The sequence below is a fragment of the Burkholderia sp. APQ4-4ca genome, from assembly GCF_057837105.1.
The window spans coordinates 129,280-149,246 of record NZ_JBYQCG010000246.1 but is presented as its reverse complement, the minus strand read 5'-3'; the positions used below and the strand labels follow the sequence as shown (position 1 = coordinate 149,246).

General features: G+C 69.1%; 19 protein-coding genes. 16 read left to right on the top strand and 3 right to left on the bottom strand.

Annotated features, from left to right (window positions below; all coding sequences use genetic code 11):
• Positions 1 to 644 (top strand): trehalase family glycosidase (locus AC3IFE_RS34560; RefSeq protein ID WP_489194930.1); only part of this gene is annotated, 644 nt, incomplete at its 5' end.
• A gap of 96 nt (positions 645 to 740) precedes the next feature.
• Here AC3IFE_RS34560 and AC3IFE_RS34555 read toward each other — a convergent pair.
• Both AC3IFE_RS34555 and AC3IFE_RS34550 read right to left on the bottom strand, forming a co-directional pair.
• Positions 741 to 2,231 carry a carbohydrate porin gene (locus AC3IFE_RS34555; RefSeq protein ID WP_489194928.1) on the bottom strand — a complete coding sequence of 497 codons (1,491 nt, stop codon included), beginning with the start codon at positions 2,229 to 2,231 and terminating at the stop codon, positions 741 to 743.
• 92 nt (positions 2,232 to 2,323) lie between these two features.
• The gene (locus tag AC3IFE_RS34550) at positions 2,324 to 2,590 is read right to left on the bottom strand and encodes a hypothetical protein (protein WP_489194926.1); all 267 of its coding nucleotides are present in this window, start codon (positions 2,588 to 2,590) and stop codon (positions 2,324 to 2,326) included.
• Between the two features lie 1,082 nt (positions 2,591 to 3,672).
• Between AC3IFE_RS34550 and AC3IFE_RS34545 the strand changes: the two genes are divergently transcribed.
• Positions 3,673 to 3,810 (top strand): hypothetical protein, encoded by a 138-nt coding sequence (locus AC3IFE_RS34545; RefSeq protein ID WP_162838124.1) that lies wholly within the window; start codon positions 3,673 to 3,675, stop codon positions 3,808 to 3,810.
• A 122-nt stretch (positions 3,811 to 3,932) separates the two neighbouring features.
• The gene (locus tag AC3IFE_RS34540; protein ID WP_301738182.1) at positions 3,933 to 5,579 is read left to right on the top strand and encodes an Nramp family divalent metal transporter; all 1,647 of its coding nucleotides are present in this window, start codon (positions 3,933 to 3,935) and stop codon (positions 5,577 to 5,579) included.
• A gap of 129 nt (positions 5,580 to 5,708) precedes the next feature.
• Here the strand turns inward: AC3IFE_RS34540 and AC3IFE_RS34535 are convergent, their stop codons facing one another.
• Positions 5,709 to 6,617 (bottom strand): helix-turn-helix transcriptional regulator, encoded by a 909-nt coding sequence (locus AC3IFE_RS34535; protein ID WP_089470618.1) that lies wholly within the window; start codon positions 6,615 to 6,617, stop codon positions 5,709 to 5,711.
• Between the two features lie 283 nt (positions 6,618 to 6,900).
• Between AC3IFE_RS34535 and AC3IFE_RS34530 the strand changes: the two genes are divergently transcribed.
• From AC3IFE_RS34530 to sctT, 13 genes are all read left to right on the top strand, one after another.
• Positions 6,901 to 7,734, top strand: coding sequence for a helix-turn-helix transcriptional regulator (locus AC3IFE_RS34530; protein WP_489194922.1), 834 nt, complete (start codon positions 6,901 to 6,903; stop codon positions 7,732 to 7,734).
• A 251-nt stretch (positions 7,735 to 7,985) separates the two neighbouring features.
• Entirely contained in the window at positions 7,986 to 10,202 is a 2,217-nt protein-coding gene (gene sctV / locus AC3IFE_RS34525; RefSeq protein ID WP_489194920.1) for a type III secretion system export apparatus subunit SctV, read from the top strand.
• Complete coding sequence (gene sctS, locus AC3IFE_RS34520; protein ID WP_006480854.1) at positions 10,199 to 10,477, top strand: type III secretion system export apparatus subunit SctS; 279 nt, start codon at positions 10,199 to 10,201, stop codon at positions 10,475 to 10,477. Before sctV ends, sctS begins: the two co-directional genes overlap by 4 nt.
• Positions 10,477 to 12,522: a type III secretion system outer membrane ring subunit SctC gene (sctC, locus tag AC3IFE_RS34515; protein WP_489194917.1), complete on the top strand. Its 2,046-nt coding sequence runs from the start codon at positions 10,477 to 10,479 to the stop codon at positions 12,520 to 12,522. Before sctS ends, sctC begins: the two co-directional genes overlap by 1 nt.
• A complete protein-coding gene (sctD, locus tag AC3IFE_RS34510; RefSeq protein ID WP_489194915.1) occupies positions 12,503 to 13,861 on the top strand; it encodes a type III secretion system inner membrane ring subunit SctD in 1,359 nt (452 codons plus the stop codon). Before sctC ends, sctD begins: the two co-directional genes overlap by 20 nt.
• A 140-nt stretch (positions 13,862 to 14,001) precedes the next feature.
• On the top strand, positions 14,002 to 14,214 hold the full coding sequence (locus AC3IFE_RS34505; protein ID WP_006480857.1) for a hypothetical protein: 213 nt from the start codon (positions 14,002 to 14,004) through the stop codon (positions 14,212 to 14,214).
• Between the two features lie 124 nt (positions 14,215 to 14,338).
• Positions 14,339 to 14,815 carry a hypothetical protein gene (locus tag AC3IFE_RS34500; protein WP_301738174.1) on the top strand — a complete coding sequence of 159 codons (477 nt, stop codon included), beginning with the start codon at positions 14,339 to 14,341 and terminating at the stop codon, positions 14,813 to 14,815.
• A gap of 55 nt (positions 14,816 to 14,870) precedes the next feature.
• A complete protein-coding gene (sctJ, locus tag AC3IFE_RS34495) occupies positions 14,871 to 15,755 on the top strand; it encodes a type III secretion system inner membrane ring lipoprotein SctJ (RefSeq protein ID WP_089470220.1) in 885 nt (294 codons plus the stop codon).
• A complete protein-coding gene (locus AC3IFE_RS34490) occupies positions 15,752 to 16,510 on the top strand; it encodes a SctK family type III secretion system sorting platform protein (protein WP_489194912.1) in 759 nt (252 codons plus the stop codon). Before sctJ ends, AC3IFE_RS34490 begins: the two co-directional genes overlap by 4 nt.
• Positions 16,492 to 17,121: a type III secretion system stator protein SctL gene (sctL, locus tag AC3IFE_RS34485; RefSeq protein WP_489194910.1), complete on the top strand. Its 630-nt coding sequence runs from the start codon at positions 16,492 to 16,494 to the stop codon at positions 17,119 to 17,121. The genes AC3IFE_RS34490 and sctL overlap by 19 nt, the downstream gene beginning before the upstream one ends.
• Positions 17,118 to 18,494, top strand: a complete 1,377-nt coding sequence (sctN, locus tag AC3IFE_RS34480; RefSeq protein WP_489194909.1) for a type III secretion system ATPase SctN — start codon at positions 17,118 to 17,120, stop codon at positions 18,492 to 18,494. The genes sctL and sctN overlap by 4 nt, the downstream gene beginning before the upstream one ends.
• Positions 18,487 to 19,161, top strand: coding sequence for a hypothetical protein (locus AC3IFE_RS34475; protein ID WP_489194907.1), 675 nt, complete (start codon positions 18,487 to 18,489; stop codon positions 19,159 to 19,161). Before sctN ends, AC3IFE_RS34475 begins: the two co-directional genes overlap by 8 nt.
• Positions 19,155 to 19,964: a type III secretion system export apparatus subunit SctT gene (sctT, locus tag AC3IFE_RS34470; RefSeq protein WP_089470216.1), complete on the top strand. Its 810-nt coding sequence runs from the start codon at positions 19,155 to 19,157 to the stop codon at positions 19,962 to 19,964. The genes AC3IFE_RS34475 and sctT overlap by 7 nt, the downstream gene beginning before the upstream one ends.
• Positions 19,965 to 19,967: the final 3 nt, after the last annotated feature.

Below are 19,967 nucleotides of genomic sequence, written 5' to 3'. Positions count from 1 at the left end.
GCAAGACGCTCGCGACGATCCGCACGACCTCGATCGTGCCGGTCGACCTGAACAGCCTGATGTTCCATCTCGAGACGACGATCGTGAAGGGCTGCGCGGTCACGCGCGACATCGCCTGCGTCGCCGATTTCTCGGCGCGGGCTGGACGGCGTGCGGCCGCGATCAATCACTACCTGTGGAACCGTCGCGGCTATTACGGCGACTATGACTGGCAGTTGCGCAAGCCGCGCGACGGCGTGACGGCGGCCGCGCTGTATCCGCTGTTCGCGGGCGTCGCGTGGCCGGAGCGTGCGAAGGCGACCGCGCGCGAAGTGCGCAAGACGCTGCTGCAGCCGGGCGGCCTCGCGACGACGACCGAGAACACGGGCCAGCAGTGGGATGCGCCGAACGGCTGGGCGCCGCTGCAGTGGATCGCGATCGACGGGCTGCGCCGATACGGCGAACCGGCGCTCGCGAAGGACATCGGCACGCGTTTCCTGTCCGACGTGAAGCAGGTGTACGCGGCCGAAGGCAAGCTCGTCGAGAAGTACGTGGTCGAGGGCGCCGGCACGGGCGGCGGCGGGGGCGGCGAATATCCGCTGCAGGACGGCTTCGGCTGGACCAACGGCGTGACGCTGAAGCTGCTGGGGCTGTACGGCGAGTAATGCACGGCGCGTGCCGCGTGCCCGCATTGCAACCCGACGCACGGGCCGGCCGGTCGCGCAAGCGCCTGGCCGGCCCGTGTTTTTATGCGGCGGGTATCAGAACGTGATCGTCGTGCGCACGCCGACCACCGTCTCGTCGCCGATGCGCGCGCCGGCCGCGTTCGGGTTCGGGATGCCGCCGCCCGGACGGAAGAAGTGCTGCAGGTCGGCCTGCACTTGCCACCACGGCGCGACCTGATACTGGTACGTCGCCTCGATGACTGTCTCCGCGCGGCGCACCGGATAGCCGGGCGTCGTGTACGCGCCGGTGTCGCCGTCGAGGCCGCGCGCATGCGAGCCGATCTTCGCATAGCCGATTGCGATGCCGGCGACGTCGTTGTCGCGTCCGACGAACGGCGCCTTCAGCGTCACGCCGGCGTTGGCCGCGAAATCGACGATGTTGCGGTCGCCCGGCGAGCCCATCACGCGCGCGAACACGCCGACCGAGCGCGGGCTGTCGGCCGACGGCCGCCACACCATCTGGTCCGCGACCGCGTAGAAGCCGTAATTGCCGCGATGCGTGGCAGGCGTGCCGTTGCTCGCCGGATCGGCGAGCGACAACCCGTCGGTGCCGTAGCGCGAATCGTTCGCGTGCTGCGACTGATACCAGACGCCGAGTTTGTAGGTGCCGGGCAGGCCGGCCGGCTGCGGGGCCTTCGGATCGGCGGGCGGCGCGTTCAGCGCGTACTGCACTTCGCCGATCACGAATGCGCCGCTGCGCAGGTTGAAGTTGGTGCCGTGCGCGTTCAGCACCTGCGCGTCGCCGTCGCTGCGGCCGGCCGGGTTGCCGTCGAACACGCCGACCATCGCGCTCCACGCGTCGGCCGGCTTCACGCGCAGCCGCACGCCGAGCGACGACAGCGGATACGCGGGGCCGCCGGACGGCAGGTCGGTGGACGGCAGCACGGGCCAGCCGAACGTCGCGTTCATGAACGTCGCCGCGTTCTGGCTCACCATGAATTCCTGGTCGACGCTCTGCTGACCGACTTTCACGTCGACCTTGCCGTCGAACAGCGACTGCTGATACCAGAGCTCCCACAGGCGCGTGGTCGAATTGGCTTCGATGCCGGTCGCGGTCTGCAACGTCTGCAAGTAGCGCTGCGTGAGGTTGGTGCCGTGTATCTGCAGCCCCGACACGTTGAACGTGCCGCCCGGCAGGCCGATCGCCTTGCCGGTGTCGACGTTGAAGCCGAATTGCGTGAGCCCCTGGTATGCGCCGCCGCGACCCGTGCCGCCGGACGTGTCGTACAGGTACTCGCTGGTTTCCTGCAGGCTCAGCGTGACGCCGTGCTCGTCGAGCGCGTCGCGCAGGCCGCCGATGTTGCCGAGCAGGTTCGATCGCTCCCACAAGCCGGTGGGCGCGGGCGCGGCAGCATCGGCGGCCTGTGGTTGCGCGGGGGCGGCCGCATCGCGCGCGCCGGCCGCCGGTTCGGTCGTGGTGGGAGACGCTGCCTGCGCGAATGCGGGGCTGGCGGCGAGCGACAGCAGCAGCGTGGCGAGCGCATCGACGCGCAGCTTGCGCGGGACGGATTGCGGATGATTCTTCATGTGGTTCCGTTGGCGGTTTGATTAGTCAAGCTGAGGAAACGGGAACGTGATGCGGGGCGCATGGCGAGGCGGCCCGCACGAAGGACGAGGGATTACGGCAGCCAGCCGCCGACGCGCCACACCTGCGCGAAGCCGATGCGTGGCGCGACCGAGCACAGCAGCGCGGCGAGCGCGACCGCCGCCGCCGTCACGGCGATCAGCACGCAATCGAGCCGGCGGGGCGCCGCCGGCACGTGGGCAAGCGCGAAGCCGCGCCGGTGGCCGAATGTCCAGGCGAACGGCGAGCGGCCGAAAAACGAGCGGTTGCACGCGACGTGCACGACGCGCTTGAGTCTGACCGCGAACGATGGAAAGAACATGACGCTGCCTCCGTTTCCGTCCGGCGAACGCAGGACGACGTGATCGAGCGCGGCTGCGTGACGCGGCCTGCGATCGGAGGGTGGAACATAACGGAGCGTGCGACTGACGAACCGGCGATGGCCGGCCCGGACGGAGGCGCGCTAACCCGACGAATGCGAGCTAGCGGCGAAAGACATGCGTCTGGCTGCTATCTCGCGATGGCTTGGCCGGCTTGGACCGGCATCGAACTGCAACTAGAGCATGTGTCCACGGAGGGACTCCCTTGATGAATTGGGGCGGATTGTAGTCGCGACTTTTGCTGCGGCGCAAGCAAAAGTCGCACGAAGGATGCGCTATGTCGGGTGCGCGTCGCCGTGGGGCGGGGCTGCCACGCGGCCGCCTGGCGATCGTGAAATGGATGCGCGGCAGGGGGCCAGGTCCGTTGCTCGCGGGCATCGGCGCGCGGCTGCGTGACCGCGGCGCTGAAAGGTTTCGGAACGGTATTTCAAGGGCAAATCTTTCAGTCGCGTCAGGCGGGACATTTATTTCGAAAAATGGGGTTTCAAGGGGTTGACTTCACTTTCGGGCGGTCCATAGAATCCGCCATGTTCACTCTTGGGGCCGCCGCCTTGGACGCCTGCAGTAGTCGATCTTCGAACGAAATTTCCGCCTGAGCGACCGACGTCCGCGCCTCATCGAAGCCGCCGTTTGTCTCCCGGGCAAACGGTGCGCGCAGCAGTATTCCGCAGCAACTCCCTACGTGCACCCTGATTCGCGCCGGTTAGCGTGATGCGTTCTCGCATGCGTTTCCCGGTTTCGCCGCCGCCAGGCAGGCGGCCGCGTTCGCGCATCCGTTCTCCGGGCGCGCGAATGCCGGCCCGCCCGCCGGACGGCGGTCAACCGTGTTCCCCGGAACACCGCACAGGAGCCGCCATGAACGACAGTGACAGTTGTCCCTTATGCCCGTTGCATACGCAGACCCTTTTGAACCCGGGTCGCGGGGACATTCCGGCCAACTAGCCTGACACGTCGTTCAGGCCCCGGACTGGCCCGCGCCCACGACGCGGCCGGCACGCCTGCCGTCGCCGCACGGAGCCAGACCATGAACTTCGGCCTTCTGCTGTCGAACCTTCCGCACGTCACGGAATCGCGCCACCACTACGACGCGATGCTGACGCTCGACGCCCGTCCGCGGGTGTTCTCCCGCCTGCTGAACCAGCTGAAAGCGTTGATCCACTGAAAAGAAGCGCCGAGCGCGCCTCGGCATGCGCACGCGCGCCCGCCTCCGAGCGGCCGTCCCGTGCGCATTCCAAGGTCACACGCTCATCGAATCGCATAACCCTTAGCCGTACGGAATACATCATGTCCACGCCCTCCAACGTCTCTCCACCGATCGCGGTCGAGCGCAGCGCCGTGCTCGACGAAGCCCATCTGGGCGACATTCGCGGTGCGCTCGGCACCATCTCGCACCACGACACCGGTGCGCGCGGCACGTGGTGGGCACGCCTGCGCACGCTGCTCGCGATCATCGGACCGGGCCTGATCGTGATGGTCGGCGACAACGACGCCGGCGCGTTCGGCACCTATACGCAGGCCGGCCAGAACTACGGCACGACGCTGCTATGGACGCTGCTGCTGCTCGTGCCCGTGTTGTACGTGAACCAGGAAATGGTGCTGCGCCTCGGCGCGGTCACGGGCGTGGGCCATGCGCGCCTGATCTTCGAACGCTTCGGCAAGTTCTGGGGCGCGTTCAGCGTGATCGACCTGTTCCTGCTCAATGCGCTGACCATCGTCACCGAGTTCATCGGCATCACGTTCGTGCTGGATTTCTTCGGATTGCCGAAGGTGGCCGGCGTGTGCGTGGCCGCGGCGTTGACGATGGCGGCCGTCAGTACCGGCGACTTCCGGCGCTTCGAGCGGTTCGCGATCGGGCTGTGCGTGCTGAGCCTGCTGCTCGTGCCGGTGCTCGTGTCGATCCACCCGCCCGTCGCGCAGATGACGCGCGATTTCTTCGTACCGAACTGGCCCGCGCACGCGAAGCTGTCGGACGTGATGCTGCTCGTGATCGGCATCGTCGGCACGACGGTCGCGCCGTGGCAGTTGTTTTTCCAGCAGAGCTACGTGATCGACAAGCGCATCACGCCGCGCTTCATGAAATATGAAAAAGCCGACTTGTGGATCGGCATCGCGTTCGTGCTGGTCGGCGCGGTCGCGATGATCGGCTTCAGTTCGGCGTTGTTCGCCGGCCATCCGGAAGCCGGCAACTTCACCGATGCGGGCGGCGTCATCGCCGGCCTCGAGAGGTATGCGGGCCGCACGAGCGCGACGCTGTTCGCGGTCGCGCTGCTCGACGCGTGCATCATCGGCGCGGCGGCCGTGTCGCTGTCGACTGCGTATGCGATCGGCGACGTGTTCAAGATCCGCCACTCGCTGCACCGCGGCGTGACCGACGCGAAGGGCTTTTATCTCGTCTATTTCGGCATCGTCGCGGCCGCGGCCACGCTCGTGCTGATCCCCGGCAGCCCACTCGGCCTGCTGACCGAAGCCGTGCAGACGCTGGCCGGCGTACTGCTGCCGAGCGCGACGGTGTTCCTGCTCGTGCTGTGCAACGACCGCCAGGTGCTGGGGCCCTGGGTCAACTCGGCGAAGCTCAACGTGTTCACGGGCGCGGTGATCTGGGTGCTGGTGCTGCTGTCGATCATCCTGACCGCATCGGTGATGTATCCGGACATCAGCGGCGAAGCGATCGTCGACGTGCTGGTGGGCGGCACCGTGCTCGCGATCGCCGGCTATCTCGCGACGGTGCTGATTCGCCGCAACAAGCGCGTCGTCGAGCCGGCCGTCGATCGCTCGCTGCGCGATACGTGGCGCATGCCGCCGCTCGACACGCTCGAGCCGCAGAACATGACGCTCGCGACACGGATCTGGATGGCCGTGCTGCGCGGCTATCTGGTGATCGCGGTCGGTCTCGTGATCGTGAAGGTCGTGCAGATGACGCTGCTGAAGTAACGGCGATCGTCCGCCAGGATGCGGCGCCTGCCCGGCGCCTCTCTGCCATCCGCACATGCCGGCCCGCGAGGCCGGCATGTGCGTTTACGCGGGCGATGATGCGCAACGGCGTTGCGCCGCCGCCGCGTGTCAGATCAGCTCGAGCTTCGACGTCAGGTACGTGAGCTGGATCCGGTTCGCGACGCCGAAGCGCTTGCGCAGCTTGCGCAGGTGATAGTCGACGTTGTGCGCGCTGGTGTCGAGGCGCCGGCCGATCTCCTTGTCGGACGCGCCTTCGGCGATGCCGAGCAGCAGTTCCTGCTCGAACGGCGTGAGCCCGTTGACCGCACGCTCGCGCGACGTCGAGATCAGTTGCGGCGACGCGAACTTGTGGACCGATAGCCCGATCGACAGCGCCTGCTCGATCGTCGCCGGCGTGATCCATTCGCGCGTGCGGCGCGGCGCGGTGAAGCTCATGAAAGCGTGCAGCCGCGTGCCGGGCACGGCCATCGAATACATGATGCCGCTGCACATTCCGTCGTCCTGCATCGTCTGCAGGAAGCCGTCGAGCGCGGCCGGGCTTACGGACGGCGCGTCGTCGCGCTCGCGGTGCGCGCGGCGCAATTGCTGCAGGTCCCACACGATCGGCATGTTGCACACGCGCGCGCCGAGCGTGCGTGGATCGACGTCGTGATGGCTGTGCCGCACGTAGTCGCCGCGATAGGTGGCCGGCGTGAACGCTTCGTGCAGGTAGAGGCTTTCGACGCGTTCGCGCGCGAATTCGAGGGCGAAGTACGCGAACGTCGAGAAGCCGGTCAGATGCAGCAGGCTCGTGACGATCCGGTTGCGTTCGGCCGTGCTCTGCGCGTGCGCGAGCGTATCGGCGACGCCGAGCTTCGGCGCGTGCGGCTGCGCGTCGTCGCCGCGCTTCAGGTCGTCGCACCAGACGACCTGCACGGTGCGCTCGCGCAACGCGTCGGTGTCGGCGTTCGACACGCGCGACGAACGCGGCAAGCTGGTTGGGGCGACCGCTTCTTCATGCAATGCAATATCGGACATGAGCCATCCCTCGGAATCGACGCGCATCGCCTGGCGGCGGCCGTATCGTGTACGGCATTCGCGGCGGTGCGACCGAGCATCGTTGTGATTGCGCCGATCGTCATCCCTGACGAAACGCGGGGGCATTGTACAAAAATGCCGGCGTGTGGGTAATATGCCGTAATACTAATCGCGGCGAAAGTTTCATGTTCGCGTGCATATAACGATGGCCAGAAAATCCTAAAGAAAAAGACCAGATCGTGACGGGGCGCAGTTTCACATATTGGGAAAGGGTGGGCTCCTCATGACATATGCTGACGGCGCACCACGCGTCGAGTGGTTCTCACAAGCCGATATAGCGGCCGCTGCCGCTTATTCGAACGAATATCACGCAATCGAGCGCGACGTTTTTACCGGTATTCAAATAGCGCCCGGTAAAACCGACCTGGCGTCATTCGATTTCGCGCAATGCCATGCGCGATTGCGGCAAATCGGATTCAGTACGCTCGGTTACGGCGCGTACGAAATGATCGGGCGGCGCATTCTGCGCGCGCATCTGCTGCGCGATCTCGCGCCGGCGACGTTCATGCAGCCGTTCATCGAAGGGATGCTGTACGAAAGCGACCCGCGCTTCGCGCAGGTGCGGCAAAGCGGCTTCCCGGTCGCGTGGCGGCTCGACGAGATCGAGGCGGTCGCGCAGGGCAGCGGCGACCGCAAGGTGCTGGCGCTCGCCGGCCACTTGCGTGCGCATGCAATGAACAGCGGCGTGATCTTCAGCCTGTCGGCGCCGCGCCTCGATCTGCGCGTCGCGGTGAACCTGACGTCGGAAACGCACGGCACCGAATGGATCGACGACCGCGTGATCGGCGGCGCGCTGTCGGTTAGTCTTGCCGTGCACCGCGTCGCGCTGCCGTTCCTCGAGGCGCGTGTCGCGCGCATGCGTGGCTTCGCGCTCGCCGACGAGCAGCAGCAGGTGCTCGACCGGCTCGTGCACGGGCTGTCCGACCAGGAGATCGCGAGTGCGCTGCGCACGTCGCTGCACAAGGTCGGGCATCACATCCGCTCGCTGGAAAAGCAGTTCAACGTACAGAACCGCGCGCAGCTCGCGTACCTCGCCGCGCGGCGGCTGCCGTCCTGACCTGATGCCTGCCCGATGCGCGCCGGCAGCCGCCCGGCGCGCGATGGAAGCGGTTCCGGCCGCGCGTGCCCGAACCCGTCGCCGGGTTTCGTAGTCCGATTCGATCGTCTGAGGAAAACGCGCTTTCACGCTACGAGGCGCGCTTCTTTTTCCTTCAGTTCCCGTCGCTACACTCGTCCCATTCAACGGTCCGCGCAGCACGGGGAAGGGTTGCCCGTGCCAGCCGGCGATAACGACAGGACGACGGCACGATGGCTGAACCGAAGGCGCTTCCCCGCGACTGGCAGCGGTTGTTTTCCGCCGGCCGCGGCGTGTCCGGACGGCGCCTCGGAGGCGCGTCGCCGCGCGCCGATCTGTTTCTCGCGACCTTCATCGTCGCGGTCGTCGCGCTGTTCATCCTGCCGCTGCCGCAGACCGCGCTCGACGGGATGATCTCGCTGAATCTCGCGGCGAGCGTCGTGCTGCTGACGGTGTCGACCTACGTGCCGTCGGCGGTCAGCTTCTCGTCGTTTCCCGCGCTGCTGCTGTTTACGACGCTGTTCCGGCTCGCGCTGAACATCGCGTCGTGCAAGCTGATCCTGCTGCATGCGAACGCCGGCCACGTGATCGACGCGTTCGGGCGGCTGGTGGTCGGCAACAACGTCGTGGTGGGCGGCGTGGTGTTCCTCGTGATCGCGGTCGTGCAGTTCATCGTGATCGCGAAAGGGTCGGAGCGCGTGGCCGAAGTCGGCGCGCGCTTCTCGCTCGACGCGATGCCGGGCAAGCAGATGAGCATCGACGCGGACCTGCGCGCGGGCATCATCAGCGCCGACGAGGCGCGCGAGCGCCGCGAGCAGCTCGAGCAGGAATCGCAGATGCACGGCGCGATGGACGGCGCGATGAAGTTCGTGAAGGGCGACGCGATCGCCGGCCTCGTGATCGCGTTCATCAACATCGTCGCGGGGATCGCGGTCGGCACGCTGATGCACGGAATGGACATCGGCGAGGCGCTGCAACGTTACGCGATCCTGACCGTCGGCGACGGGATGGCGTCGCAGATTCCGTCGCTGCTCGTGTCGATCGCGGCCGGCATCGTGACGACGCGCGTGGCGACGCGCGATGCGCGGCAGCGCCAGCTCGGCGAACAGCTCGGCGAGCAACTGGGCGCGCATCCGCGCGCGTTGCTGATCGCGGCGTTCGTGCTGACCGGTTTTCTCGTCGTGCCGGGTTTTCCGAAATGGTCGTTCGCGCTGATCGCGCTCGGCCTCGGCGCGTTCGCGTTCTCCCAGCTCAGGCGCAAGACGGCCGCGCCGAGCTTCAACCTGATTCATGTCGCGGGGCGCGTCGGCGCGGCCGACGACGGCCAGCCCGCGAAGGTGTCGCACGCGGCGGGCGTCACGTCGCTGATCGCGGTGTCGCTGTCCGACGACCTGCGCACGGGCCTGAACCTCGCGCAATTGCAGGCGGCGCTGTCGAGCGCGAAGGCGCGCGTCGACGCGGACATCGGCACGGTGTTTCCGCGCATCACGCTGAACGACGACGAGGGCGCGCCGGCCGGCACGTACCGGATCTACCTGCAGGACGTGCTCGCCGCGCACGGCGCGCTGAAGCCGGGCTGGCTGCTGTGGGACGGCGTCGCGCCGCTGCCCGAGCGCGCGGAGCGCCAGCCGGCCGAGGCGTTCGGCCCGTTCGCGACCGCGCTGTGGATCAAGCCGGACGGCGCGGCGCCGGACGGCAAGTGGCTGTCGAGCGAGAGCGCGCTGGCCGCGCACGTCGAGCAGATCGTGCGCCAGCATGCGGACGAATTGCTCGGCATCCAGGAGACGCAGGCGCTCGTGCATCTGGTGCGCCGCGATCATCCGGAGCTCGTCGGCGAACTGACGCGGCTCGTGCCGCTGCAGCGCGTGACCGAAGTGCTGCGCCGGCTGCTCGCCGAACAGGTGCCGATCCGCAACTTGCGCGTGATCTTCGAGAGCCTGATCACGTGGGCGCCGAACGAGCCCGACGACGTGATCGCGCTGGTCGAACTCGTGCGCGTCGACCTGCGGCGGATGATCACCGACCGCCATGCGGGCACGGCGCGCCAGCTGCGCGTCGTGCTGTTCGAGCAGAACCTGCAGGAGCGGATCGAGCGCGCGGTGATGCGCACGAAGCAGGGCAATTTCCTCGCGCTGTCGAGCGCGGTCAAGCAGGACATTGGCGAGCAGGTGCGCGCGATCGTGCAGGCCGCGCAGGCAGCCGGCCCCGGCGGCCACGGTGGCCACGGCAATGCGCCGGGCGCCGCGCGGCTCGCGGTGATGGTCGCGCTCGGCGCGCGGCGCTACGTGAAGACGATCCTGCAGCCGGTGCTGCCCGACCTCGCGGTGCTGTCGTACCAGGAAGTCGAGGAGGACGTGCAGTTGCATACGGTCGGCTGGGTGAAGAACCCGCCGGACGACGGCACGGTCGGCGCGGGCGCCGACGTGCGCGCGCCGGGAGCCGTGCAATGACGAGCTCGACGATCCTCGACCTGACGCGCCAGGCGCTGATGCTCGTGCTGCTGCTGTCGCTGCCGATCGTGCTGATCGCGACCGTCACGGGCCTCGTCGTCGCGATCCTGCAGGCCGTCACGCAGGTGCAGGACGCCAACATCGGCATCGCGGTGCGCCTGATCGCCGTGATGGTCGCGCTCGTGCTGCTGTCGGGCTGGCTCGGCGGCGAGGTGCTGCGCTTCGCGCAGCAGGCGCTGGAACGCATGTTCGTTTCTTCCACAGGAGTCCTTTGATGCGTCGACGCGTCGCCTCGATCCGGTTTCAACCGCGCAGCCTGCAACGGGCCGCGCTTGCCGTGTGCGCGACCGCGCTGCTCACGGCGTCGCTGTGCATGGCGCCCGCGCAGCATGCGCGCGCCGCGGACCTGCGCTGGCGCAACAAGCCGTTCACGATCGTCGCGAACGGCAAGAAGATCGGCGACTTCATCCGCGAGCTCGCGTCGTCGCAGGGCGTGACGGCGGTGGTCGACCCGAAGGTCGACGGCGTGATCAGCGGCCGCTTCTCCGGCACGCCGCAGCAGACGCTCGATACGATCTGCTCGACCTACGGGCTCACGTGGTACTACGACGGCTCGTTCCTGTACGTCGATCCGGCCGACCAGTCGCAAACGCAGATGATCCCGATCCCGCCGAATGCGTCCGGCGAAATCGGCCGCGCGCTGCAGGCGATGCAGATTCCGGACAAGCGCTACACGCTGGTGATCAACGATCGTGCGAACAGCGTGTACGTCGCCGGCCCGCGCCGCTACGTCGAGCTCGTGCGGCAGGCGATCGGCTCGGTCGGCGATCCGTCGGCGAACGGCGCGCATGCGGACATCCGCGCGTTCCGTCTGAAATACGGCTGGGCGTCGGATTTCACGATCAATCGCTCGGGCAAGGAAGTGACAGTGCCGGGCGTCGCGACGATCCTGCGCCGGCTGTTCGGCAAGACCGGCGACACGGTCGCGGCGCCGTCGAGCACGCCGCTCGGGCAGGCCGCGCGCCAGGTGAAGCTCGGCTCGGGGCTGACGATCGCGGTGCCGCGCCTCGATTTCCCCGACATCTCCGGCGGCCCGCGGCAGGGCGGCTACGGTGGCGCGGACGGCAGCGCGGGCGGCGGGTTCTCGCCGTTCTCGAACACCCGCAGCGGCGATACGCTGCCGCAAATCGTCGCCGATCCGGCGATCAACGCGGTGATCGTGCGCGACCTGCCGGAGAACATGTACCGCTACCAGTCGCTGATCGGCGAGCTCGACGAGCGGCCGCGCATCGTCGAGATCAACGTGACGATCATCGACATCAACGAGGATTCGCTCGACAGCCTCGGGATCGACTGGCGCCTGCACACGACGCACGGCGACGTGCAGATCGGCAACGGCCAGAACGCGCTGAACGGCAACACGCAGTACAACGGCGCCGGCAACCCGCCGCTGACGTTCGGCATCGGCACGTCGGAAACCGGGCAGACGGGCGCCTTCATGCCGACCGGCATCGCGCTGACCGCGTCGATCGGCGGATCGCTGCGCAACTACCTGCTCACGCGCGTGAACGCGCTCGCGCAGAAGGGCCAGGCGCAACTGCGATCGAAGCCGAAGGTGCTCGCGCTCGACAACACCGAGGCGATCCTCGAGAACCTCACGCAGTTCTACGTGCAGGTGCCGGGCTACCAGGATTCGTCGCTGTACAGCGTGACGACCGGCACCAGCATCAAGGTGACGCCGATGATCGTCGACGAGGCGATCCGCAACGCGGCGGCCGTGTCGGGCAACATGCAGAGCGTGATGATGTCGATCGACATCCAGGACGGCAACATCGTGCCGGGGCAGGCCGTGTCGAACGTGCCGGTGATCCAGCAGCGCAACATCGTCACCAAGACGATGATCGACGAAGGCAAGAGCCTCCTGATCGCCGGTTTCAACGACGACGAGGTGCGGCTGAACAAGAGCGGCGTGCCCTGGCTGTCCGACATTCCGCTGATCGGCAACCTGTTCAAGTACACCGACAAGTCGGGGAACCACATGGAGCGGTTCTACCTGCTGACGCCGCGCGTCGTGACGAGCGCGTCGATGTATGCGCCGGACGGCTCGCCCGTGAACCCGGGCGTCGACGGTCCGGCGAACCCGGAAGGGCTGTCGATGTATCGGCCGCCGGACAACGACGTCGCGGTGCCGCTGACGCCGAAGCCGCTGCCCGGCACGAAGTTCGGTCCGCCCGCGTTGCCGCCGCCGCCCGTGGGCGCGGCGTCGCAGCCCGCGGCGACGACCGCAGGAGTGGTCACGCATGTCGACGAGCATCATTGATCCGCACGGCGACGGCGCGTTGCCCGGCGGCGCGGGAAGCGCGGGGGCCGGCTCGGCCGCGCTCGCGTCGCCGTGGAACCTGTGCTTCCTGAGCGGGCCGATGTACGGCCGCACGATGTCGCTCGCGCGCGGCGCGAACTGGGTCGGCACGGCGGCCGACTGCGAAGTGATCCTGCCCGATCGCGAGATCGGCGCGAAACAGGTGTGCCTGCAGGTCGGCGCGCTCGCGGTGACCGTGCAGAACCACGGCGGCGACGCCGGCGCGCCGGTGCTGTTCAACGACGAGCCGCTCGGCGCCGGCCGCCGCTCGCTGACGCCGAACGACGTCGTGACGGTCGGCTCGATCCGGCTCGGCATCGCGCGGCATGCGCAGGCGAGCGTCGCGGTGCCCGACGAAACCGATGCGCCGGACGCCGCGCGCGAGGCCGCGTGGCTCGGCTGGCTCACGGGCGGCCTGCGCCGGCTGGGCAGCCGGCGGCTCGTGATCGCGCTGGTCGCGCTGTGGATCGGCGTGCTGCTCGGCGCGCTCGGCTATGGCTTCGTCGCATGGTCGGGGCGCCTGCCGTGGCAGCACGAATCGGTGCTCGCGCGCACGCACCGGCTGCAGCAACTGCTGCACGCGTATCCGGAGCTGGCGGTTGCGCCGCGCGACGACGGCGTGATCGTGTCGGGTTACGTAAGCGATCCGGCCGCGCGCGAGCGCGTCGCGCAGATCGTCGCGGGCGTCGACAACGCGGCGCTCGGCAACCTCTACGTGGTCAGCGATCTGGTCGCGACCGCGCAGACCTATTTCAGCGATACGGCGCTGACGGTCACGTATCTCGGGCGCGGCCGGATCGAATTGACGGGCACGGCCGCGCGCGCGCAGATCGAGCCGCGCATCCGCAACTACATGAAGGACGCCCGACCGGCGCTCGAGGTGGTCGATCACGTGCGCGACGCCGATGCGGCCGCGCCGCGCACGGCGACGACACTTGGCGGCACGGCGGGCATTCCGGAGATCACGACCGTATTCGCCGGCGACGGCGATCAGCGCTACATCGAGACGGTCGACGGCAGCCGCTATTTCGAAGGCGCGCGGCTGAAGGAAGGCGCGACCGTCGTGTCGATCGGCCCGGACGAAGTGGTGTTCGAGCGAAACGGCCAGCGCATCACGATGCCGCTCGGCGGGCCGCCGGCACATGCGCCCGAGCAGGCGCCGGCGCCGCCCGTGGCGCCGCTCGCGAGCGGCGCGGCGGCGGGCGTCGCGCAGCCGGTGCCGGGGCCGACGCTGTTGCCCGATGCGCCGGCGGCGCCGGCCGTCGCGGCGGCCGGCGCATCGAAGGGCGCGACGCACTAGGGTCGCGACAGGATCGGCGCAGCGCGTTTCGCGATGCGCGCATTACGCGACACGCCGCGCGCATGCGGCGCGTCACGTCGCCGGCGGGGCATGGGGCCGCCGCCGGAAGGTGAAGTGTGGTTCACGTAAAGGAGCGAAGCATGGGTACCTCGGCAGCAGGTGGTGTGACGAACACGGGCGACGTGCAGAAGCAGGCCGACGACCTGACCAAGACGCAGCTCGAACTGACCAAGATCAATTTCCAGGTTCAGCAATCGACTGCGACGTTCGAAACCAGCAACGCAGTGACCGCGCAGGAAGGGACGGCGAACGCCCAGGTTGCGCAACACCTGAGTTCCGCCGGCCGCGCGTGATGCCGGTCGCCGGCCGTGCCGCGCGACGCCGGACGCCAGGGCTGCCCGTGACGGGCGCTCGGCGTGGTGTCGATGCGTGACGGCCGGCCCGTTTCCGGCTTTGCCGGTCAAGGAGGACACGATCATGTCGGTAACAGGCGTAGGCGCGGCGCCGCCGGGCGCGGCTGCGCTCGCGAGTGCCGCGCAGCAAACGGGCGCGACGTCCGATCCGGCGCAGGTGCGCCAGTTCGATGCGCTGATGCAGCCGGGTGCGTCGACCGCCGCCCCGCCGTCTGCGTCGGGCGTCGCGATGGCGCGTGCGCCGGCGGATGCGGCGCCGGCCGTGCAGATGACGCCCGCGCAGGCGAACCAGTCGTCGCTCGTCGAGCGGTTGCGCACGTACGGCAACGATCTCGATTCGCGGTACGCGAACATCGACAAGCACCGCAACGAGATGCTGACGTCGATGGCGGACAGCCGCAGCGACCCGCTGATGACGATGGTGAAGGCGATGGATTTCCAGTGGACGGCAACCACCACGATTTCGGAATACCAGTTGAGCCTGTCGGTTGCGCAGGCGGCGAACGGCTTCACGCATACGGTGCTGAAGACGCAGGAGTGAAAGCGCGCGTGCGGGCCGGAGGATCTGGCCTCACGCGCCCTGAAGCGGACAAACGATGACGACGATCGATTCGACGCCGCGCACGCATGCGTGGCGCAGCCGGGCGGCGCGCGCGCTGCTCGCGGGGCTGCTCGTGCTGTTGGCCGGGTGCCAGAAGGAGCTGTACTCGGGCCTGTCGGAGCGCGATGCGAACCAGATGATCGCGGTGCTCGGCGACGCGGGCATCAGCGCGTCGAAGGACAACGACGCGCGCGACACGTCGGACCGCAACGCGTGGCTCGTGAGCGTCGCGGACGGCGACATGCAGGCGGCGCTCACGGTGCTGCACGCGAACGGGCTGCCGAAGCCGAGCTATGCGAGCCTCGGCGAGCTGTTCCAGAAGCAGGGCCTCGTGTCGACGCCGGCCGAGGAGCGCGTGCGCTACCTGTACGGCGTGTCGCAGGATCTGTCGCGCACGCTGCAGGACATCGAGGGCGTGGTGGTCGCGCGCGTGCAGGTCGTGATTCCGGAGAACGATCCGCTCGCGGACAAGATCAAGCCGTCGTCGGCCGCGGTGTACATCCGCTACCGGCCGGGCATCGACCTGCGCGCGATGGCGCCGATGGTCAAGGATCTCGTCGCGCACAGCATCGAGGGGCTGCAGTACGACAACGTGTCGCTGTTCCTGCAGCCGGCCGCCGCGCGCGCGACGCGCGTGGACGGGATCGGCAGCGCGGTGTCGGACATCCTGCGGCTGCGCTCGCCGCTCGGCTGGCTCGTGTTCGCGCTGATCCTGCTGACCTGCGCGGTGATCGCGCTGTCGGCCGCGCGGCGCGGGATGTTCGGCGCTCGGCTCGCGGGCCTGCTCGGCGCACCGCGCGGCGCGAACGGCGGCGGGGCGGCCGCGCAGCAGGCGGGCGGCGGGCTGCGCACGCCGGACGGCGCGCGCGACGGCGCATGAGCGATTCGCACGCGCTGCCGCGGGGCGAGCCGTACGATGGGGCAGCCGCGTCCGAGGCGGCGCGGCTGCCGTGGCTGCACCCGCTTGCGCCGCCGCCGGCCGCACGCGTTGCCGCGTTCCATGCGCTCGTCTGCGATTTCAACCTGCGGCCCGACCGCTATCTGCACGTGACGCGCGTGCCGGCCGACTGGCCCGCGCGCTACCGTTCGCCGGACGCGTTCGGCGCGGCCGGCCGCAAGCTGCTCGCGCGGCATCTGCTCGCGTCGAACGGCGTGGCCGACCGGCACGACTTCGACGTCGCGAACCCGTGCGCGCGGCTCGCGCTGCTACCGGGCGCGGCGCTCGAGCAACTGGCCGCGTATGCGGGGCTGCTGCTGCATCGCGCATGGCTGCGCGACGCGCTGGCCGGGCGCCGCATCCGCGCGGAAGTCGCGGCGCGGCTCGGCGGCGATGCGCTCGAACTCGCGCTCGAACGCGCGCCGGAATTCGGCGCGCTCGCGGAAACGCTCGAACCGTGGCGCGCCGATCCCGCCGCGCTGCCGGTCGTGATCCGTGCGCGCGGCGGGCGGCTGCTCGCGGATTTCATCGGCGTGGCCGGCGAGGCCGTCGCGCGGCGCGTGCGCCTGAAATTCAACCGCGCGATCGACGACGAGGCGCCGTACTGGCTGAACCGCGCGCAGCGCGATCAGTTCGGCGAACTGATGTTCCTGTTTCTAATTCCAGAGAGGCTTGCGTCATGGGACTGGCTTTTCTGATCACGAGCGACAACCTGCAGCTGCTGTCGGAGCGCAAGGTGCTCAAGGAGCGCGAATACGCGGCGCTGCTCGACGCGTCCGCGGTGATCGCGACCGCGCATGAAGAGGCCGCGCGCATCGTCGCCGACGCGCAGCGCGAATTCGACAGGCGTCAGGCGGCCGGCTACGACGAAGGGATGCGCCGCGCGCAGCGCGAGCAGGCCGCGCAGGCGTACGCGCAGGCGCTCGCCGCCACGCGCACGATGGAGACGATGAAGGACGCGATGGCCGATATCGTCGTGAAGGCCGTGCGCGCGATCGTCGGCGAGATGAGCACGCAGAAGCTGTACGAGGCCGCGCTCGCGCGGATCGCGCCGCTCGTGCGCGACGAGACGTTCCTGATCGTGCGGATCGCGCCCGGCCGCACCGACGAGATGCGCGATGCGCTCGACGGCGCGTTCGCCGGGCAGTCGAATCGGCAAAAGATCCGCATCGTCGAGGACGCGCAGCTCGAACGCCACGCGTGCACGGTCGAGACGCCGTCCGGGCGCATCGACGCGAGCCTCGACCTGCAGATCGACGCGTTGCGCCAGGCGATCCGCCGCGACGCGCTGAAAGGCGCCGCGCGATGAACGCGCCGCTCGACGAGCCGCAATCGTTCGGCGACGACGACGGCGCACCGTTCGATCGCGGCCGCCTCGTCGGCGAACTCGACGCGGGGCTCGCGTTCTTTTCGCCGGTGTCGGTGCAGGGCCGCGTCAACCACGCGGTCGGGCAGATATTGAATGCGACGGGCATCCGCGCGCGGCTCGGCGAGATCTGCGAGCTGCGCACGCCGAACCAGCCGACACTGCTTGCGGAGGTGGTCGGCTTCTCGCGGCAGACGACGCTGCTCACGCCGCTCGGCGACGTGGCCGGGCTGTCGCCGGAGACGACCGTCGTGCCGTCCGGGCGCGAGCATGTGTTCCCGGTCGGCGAAGGGCTGTTCGGCCGCGTGCTCGACGGGCTCGGCCGCCCGCTCGACGATCGCGGGCCGGTCGCGGGCGCCGCGTGGGTATCGACGCAGCAGGACCCGCCGAATCCGCTCGCGCGCAAGATGATCGACACGCCGTTTCCGACCGGTGTGCGCGTGATCGACGGGCTGATGACGCTCGGCGTCGGGCAGCGCGTCGGCATCTTCGCGCCGTCGGGCGTCGGCAAGAGCACGCTGCTCGGGATGATCGCGCGCGGCGCGCAGGCCGACGTGAACGTGATCGCGCTGGTCGGCGAACGCGGCCGCGAGGTGCGCGAATTCATCGAGCACAGCCTGTCGCCGGAGGTGCGCGCGCGTTCGATCGTCGTCGTGTCGACGTCCGACCGCCCGGCGATGGAGCGCGTGAAATCCGCGCTGGTCGCGACCGCGATCGCCGAGCACTTTCGCGATGCGGGCAAGCGCGTGCTGCTGCTGGTCGATTCGCTGACGCGCTTCGCCCGCGCGCAGCGCGAGGTCGGCTTGGCGAGCGGCGAGCCGCCGACGCGGCGCAGTTTTCCGCCGTCGATGTTCGCGGTGCTGCCGCGCCTGCTCGAACGCGCGGGGCAGGGCGCGCACGGATCGATCACCGCGCTGTACACGGTGCTCGTCGAAGGCGACGAGGAGTCGGACCCGATCGCCGAGGAAGTGCGCTCGATCCTCGACGGCCATATCGTGCTGTCGCGCAAGATCGCGCTCGCGAATCGCTATCCGGCGATCGACGTGCTCGCGAGCCTGTCGCGCGTAATGCCGCTCGTCGCGAGCCGCGCGCACCAGCATGCGGCCGCGCGCGTGCGCGAGCTGATCGCGAAGTATCAGGAGATCGAGCTGCTCGTGCAGATCGGCGAGTATCGCGAAGGCAGTGATCGGCTCGGCGATCTCGCGCTGCGCGCGCGCGACGCGATCGGCGCGTTCTGCGCGCAAGCGTCGGACGAGGACGTGCGCTTCGACGTGCTGCTCGCGAAACTGACGAAGCTGGCGAACGATCATGTCTGACGCCGACGACCGTCTCGTGCTCGCGACGCTCGCCCGCCTGAAACGCGTGCGCGAGATGCGCAGCCAGATCGCGCGCGTCGCGGCCGCGCGTCAGCAGGGCATCGCCGCGCAGAGCCGGCGCGCGCTCGCGGCCGCGCAGGCGCAGCTCGCGCAGCAGGTCGCCGCGAAGGCGGCGATCCAGACGCGGCTCGCCGACGACGTGCGCGAAGCGCGCGCGTTGCAGGACGCGGCGGCCGATACGCGCACGTTCGACCGGCATATCGGTACCGCGAACGCGTCGGTGAGCGAGGCCGCGCACGTGCATCGCGGCCACGAGGCGACGCTCGCCGACCTGCAGCGCGCCGCGCGCAAGGCGAAGGCCGCCGAGGACAAGCTGGAGAAAGCCGGCGAGAAGGCGCTGCACGCGCGCGCCGCGCGGGTCGAACGCGATGCCGACGAAGTGGCGGACGGCTACGCGGTGCGGCGCTTCGCGACGGGCGGCACCTGGGTGGCCGGCGCGGGCGACGCGGCCGGTCATGCGTTCGCGCCGCCGCAGGCCGCGGCCGCGTTCGATGCGGCGATGACCGAAGCGGAAACGGGCGCGAACGCTGAAATCGCCGCTGAAGCCGACGCATCCGCCGCGCCCGACGATCCCGCCCCGCCCGCCGCCGCGGAGCGCCGATGCTAGACCAGGCCGCGGGTTTCAACGACGTCGCCGGCATGCTGCGGCCGCTGCTCTACGTGATGCCGCGCCTGCTGCCGATCATGTTCGTCGTGCCGGTGTTCAACGAGCAGATCATCACGGGCCTCGTGCGCAACGGGATCGCGGTGGTGATCGCCGCGTTCGTCGCGCCGACGATCGACGCCGCGCAGGTCGCGGCGCTGCCGTTCCTGATGTGGTGCCTGCTCGTCGCGAAGGAAGCGATGGTCGGCATGCTGCTCGCCGGCGCGTTCAGCGCGGTGCTGTTCGCGATCCAGGGCGTCGGCTACCTGATCGACTTCCAGACCGGCAGCGGCAGCGCCGCGTTCTTCGATCCGATGGGCGGGCACGAGGGCGGCCCGACTTCCGGATTCCTGAATTTCGTCGCGATCGCGCTGTTCGTCACCGCGGGCGGGTTGCAGGTGCTCGTGCAACTGTTCGCGCAATCGTACGCATGGTGGCCGATCGGCTCGCTCGGCCCCGATTTCTCGTCGATGCTGCAAACCTTCATCGTGAGGCAGACCGATACGATCTTCGAATGGATGGTGAAGCTCGCCGCGCCGGTGACGATCGTGCTGGTGCTCGTCGAACTCGGCATCGGCCTGGTCGGGCGCGCGGTGCCGCAGCTCAACATCTTCGTGTTCTCGCAGCCGCTGAAGAGCGCGCTCGCGCTGCTGATGATGGTCCTGTTCCTGCCGGTGGTGTACGCGTCGCTGCATTCGCTGCTGAGCCCCGACAGCGGGCTGATGGCGCTGCTGCGCGCGCTGTTCGCCGCGCACGGCGGCGGCTGAGCG

What these genes read in the sequence shown, in the direction of transcription:
- sctD (WP_489194915.1), top strand. Translation starts at nt 12,503, where the DNA reads ATGTCGACGAGCATCATTGATCCGCACGGCGACGGCGCGTTGCCCGGC.
- AC3IFE_RS34555 (WP_489194928.1), bottom strand. Translation starts at nt 2,231, where the DNA reads ATGAAGAATCATCCGCAATCCGTCCCGCGCAAGCTGCGCGTCGATGCG.
- AC3IFE_RS34475 (WP_489194907.1), top strand. Translation starts at nt 18,487, where the DNA reads ATGTCTGACGCCGACGACCGTCTCGTGCTCGCGACGCTCGCCCGCCTG.
- sctC (WP_489194917.1), top strand. Translation starts at nt 10,477, where the DNA reads ATGCGTCGACGCGTCGCCTCGATCCGGTTTCAACCGCGCAGCCTGCAA.
- sctL (WP_489194910.1), top strand. Translation starts at nt 16,492, where the DNA reads ATGGGACTGGCTTTTCTGATCACGAGCGACAACCTGCAGCTGCTGTCG.
- sctJ (WP_089470220.1), top strand. Translation starts at nt 14,871, where the DNA reads ATGACGACGATCGATTCGACGCCGCGCACGCATGCGTGGCGCAGCCGG.
- sctV (WP_489194920.1), top strand. Translation starts at nt 7,986, where the DNA reads ATGGCTGAACCGAAGGCGCTTCCCCGCGACTGGCAGCGGTTGTTTTCC.
- AC3IFE_RS34530 (WP_489194922.1), top strand. Translation starts at nt 6,901, where the DNA reads ATGACATATGCTGACGGCGCACCACGCGTCGAGTGGTTCTCACAAGCC.
- sctT (WP_089470216.1), top strand. Translation starts at nt 19,155, where the DNA reads ATGCTAGACCAGGCCGCGGGTTTCAACGACGTCGCCGGCATGCTGCGG.
- sctN (WP_489194909.1), top strand. Translation starts at nt 17,118, where the DNA reads ATGAACGCGCCGCTCGACGAGCCGCAATCGTTCGGCGACGACGACGGC.
- AC3IFE_RS34500 (WP_301738174.1), top strand. Translation starts at nt 14,339, where the DNA reads ATGTCGGTAACAGGCGTAGGCGCGGCGCCGCCGGGCGCGGCTGCGCTC.
- AC3IFE_RS34535 (WP_089470618.1), bottom strand. Translation starts at nt 6,617, where the DNA reads ATGTCCGATATTGCATTGCATGAAGAAGCGGTCGCCCCAACCAGCTTG.
- AC3IFE_RS34490 (WP_489194912.1), top strand. Translation starts at nt 15,752, where the DNA reads ATGAGCGATTCGCACGCGCTGCCGCGGGGCGAGCCGTACGATGGGGCA.
- AC3IFE_RS34540 (WP_301738182.1), top strand. Translation starts at nt 3,933, where the DNA reads ATGTCCACGCCCTCCAACGTCTCTCCACCGATCGCGGTCGAGCGCAGC.
- sctS (WP_006480854.1), top strand. Translation starts at nt 10,199, where the DNA reads ATGACGAGCTCGACGATCCTCGACCTGACGCGCCAGGCGCTGATGCTC.
- AC3IFE_RS34545 (WP_162838124.1), top strand. Translation starts at nt 3,673, where the DNA reads ATGAACTTCGGCCTTCTGCTGTCGAACCTTCCGCACGTCACGGAATCG.
- AC3IFE_RS34550 (WP_489194926.1), bottom strand. Translation starts at nt 2,590, where the DNA reads ATGTTCTTTCCATCGTTCGCGGTCAGACTCAAGCGCGTCGTGCACGTC.
- AC3IFE_RS34505 (WP_006480857.1), top strand. Translation starts at nt 14,002, where the DNA reads ATGGGTACCTCGGCAGCAGGTGGTGTGACGAACACGGGCGACGTGCAG.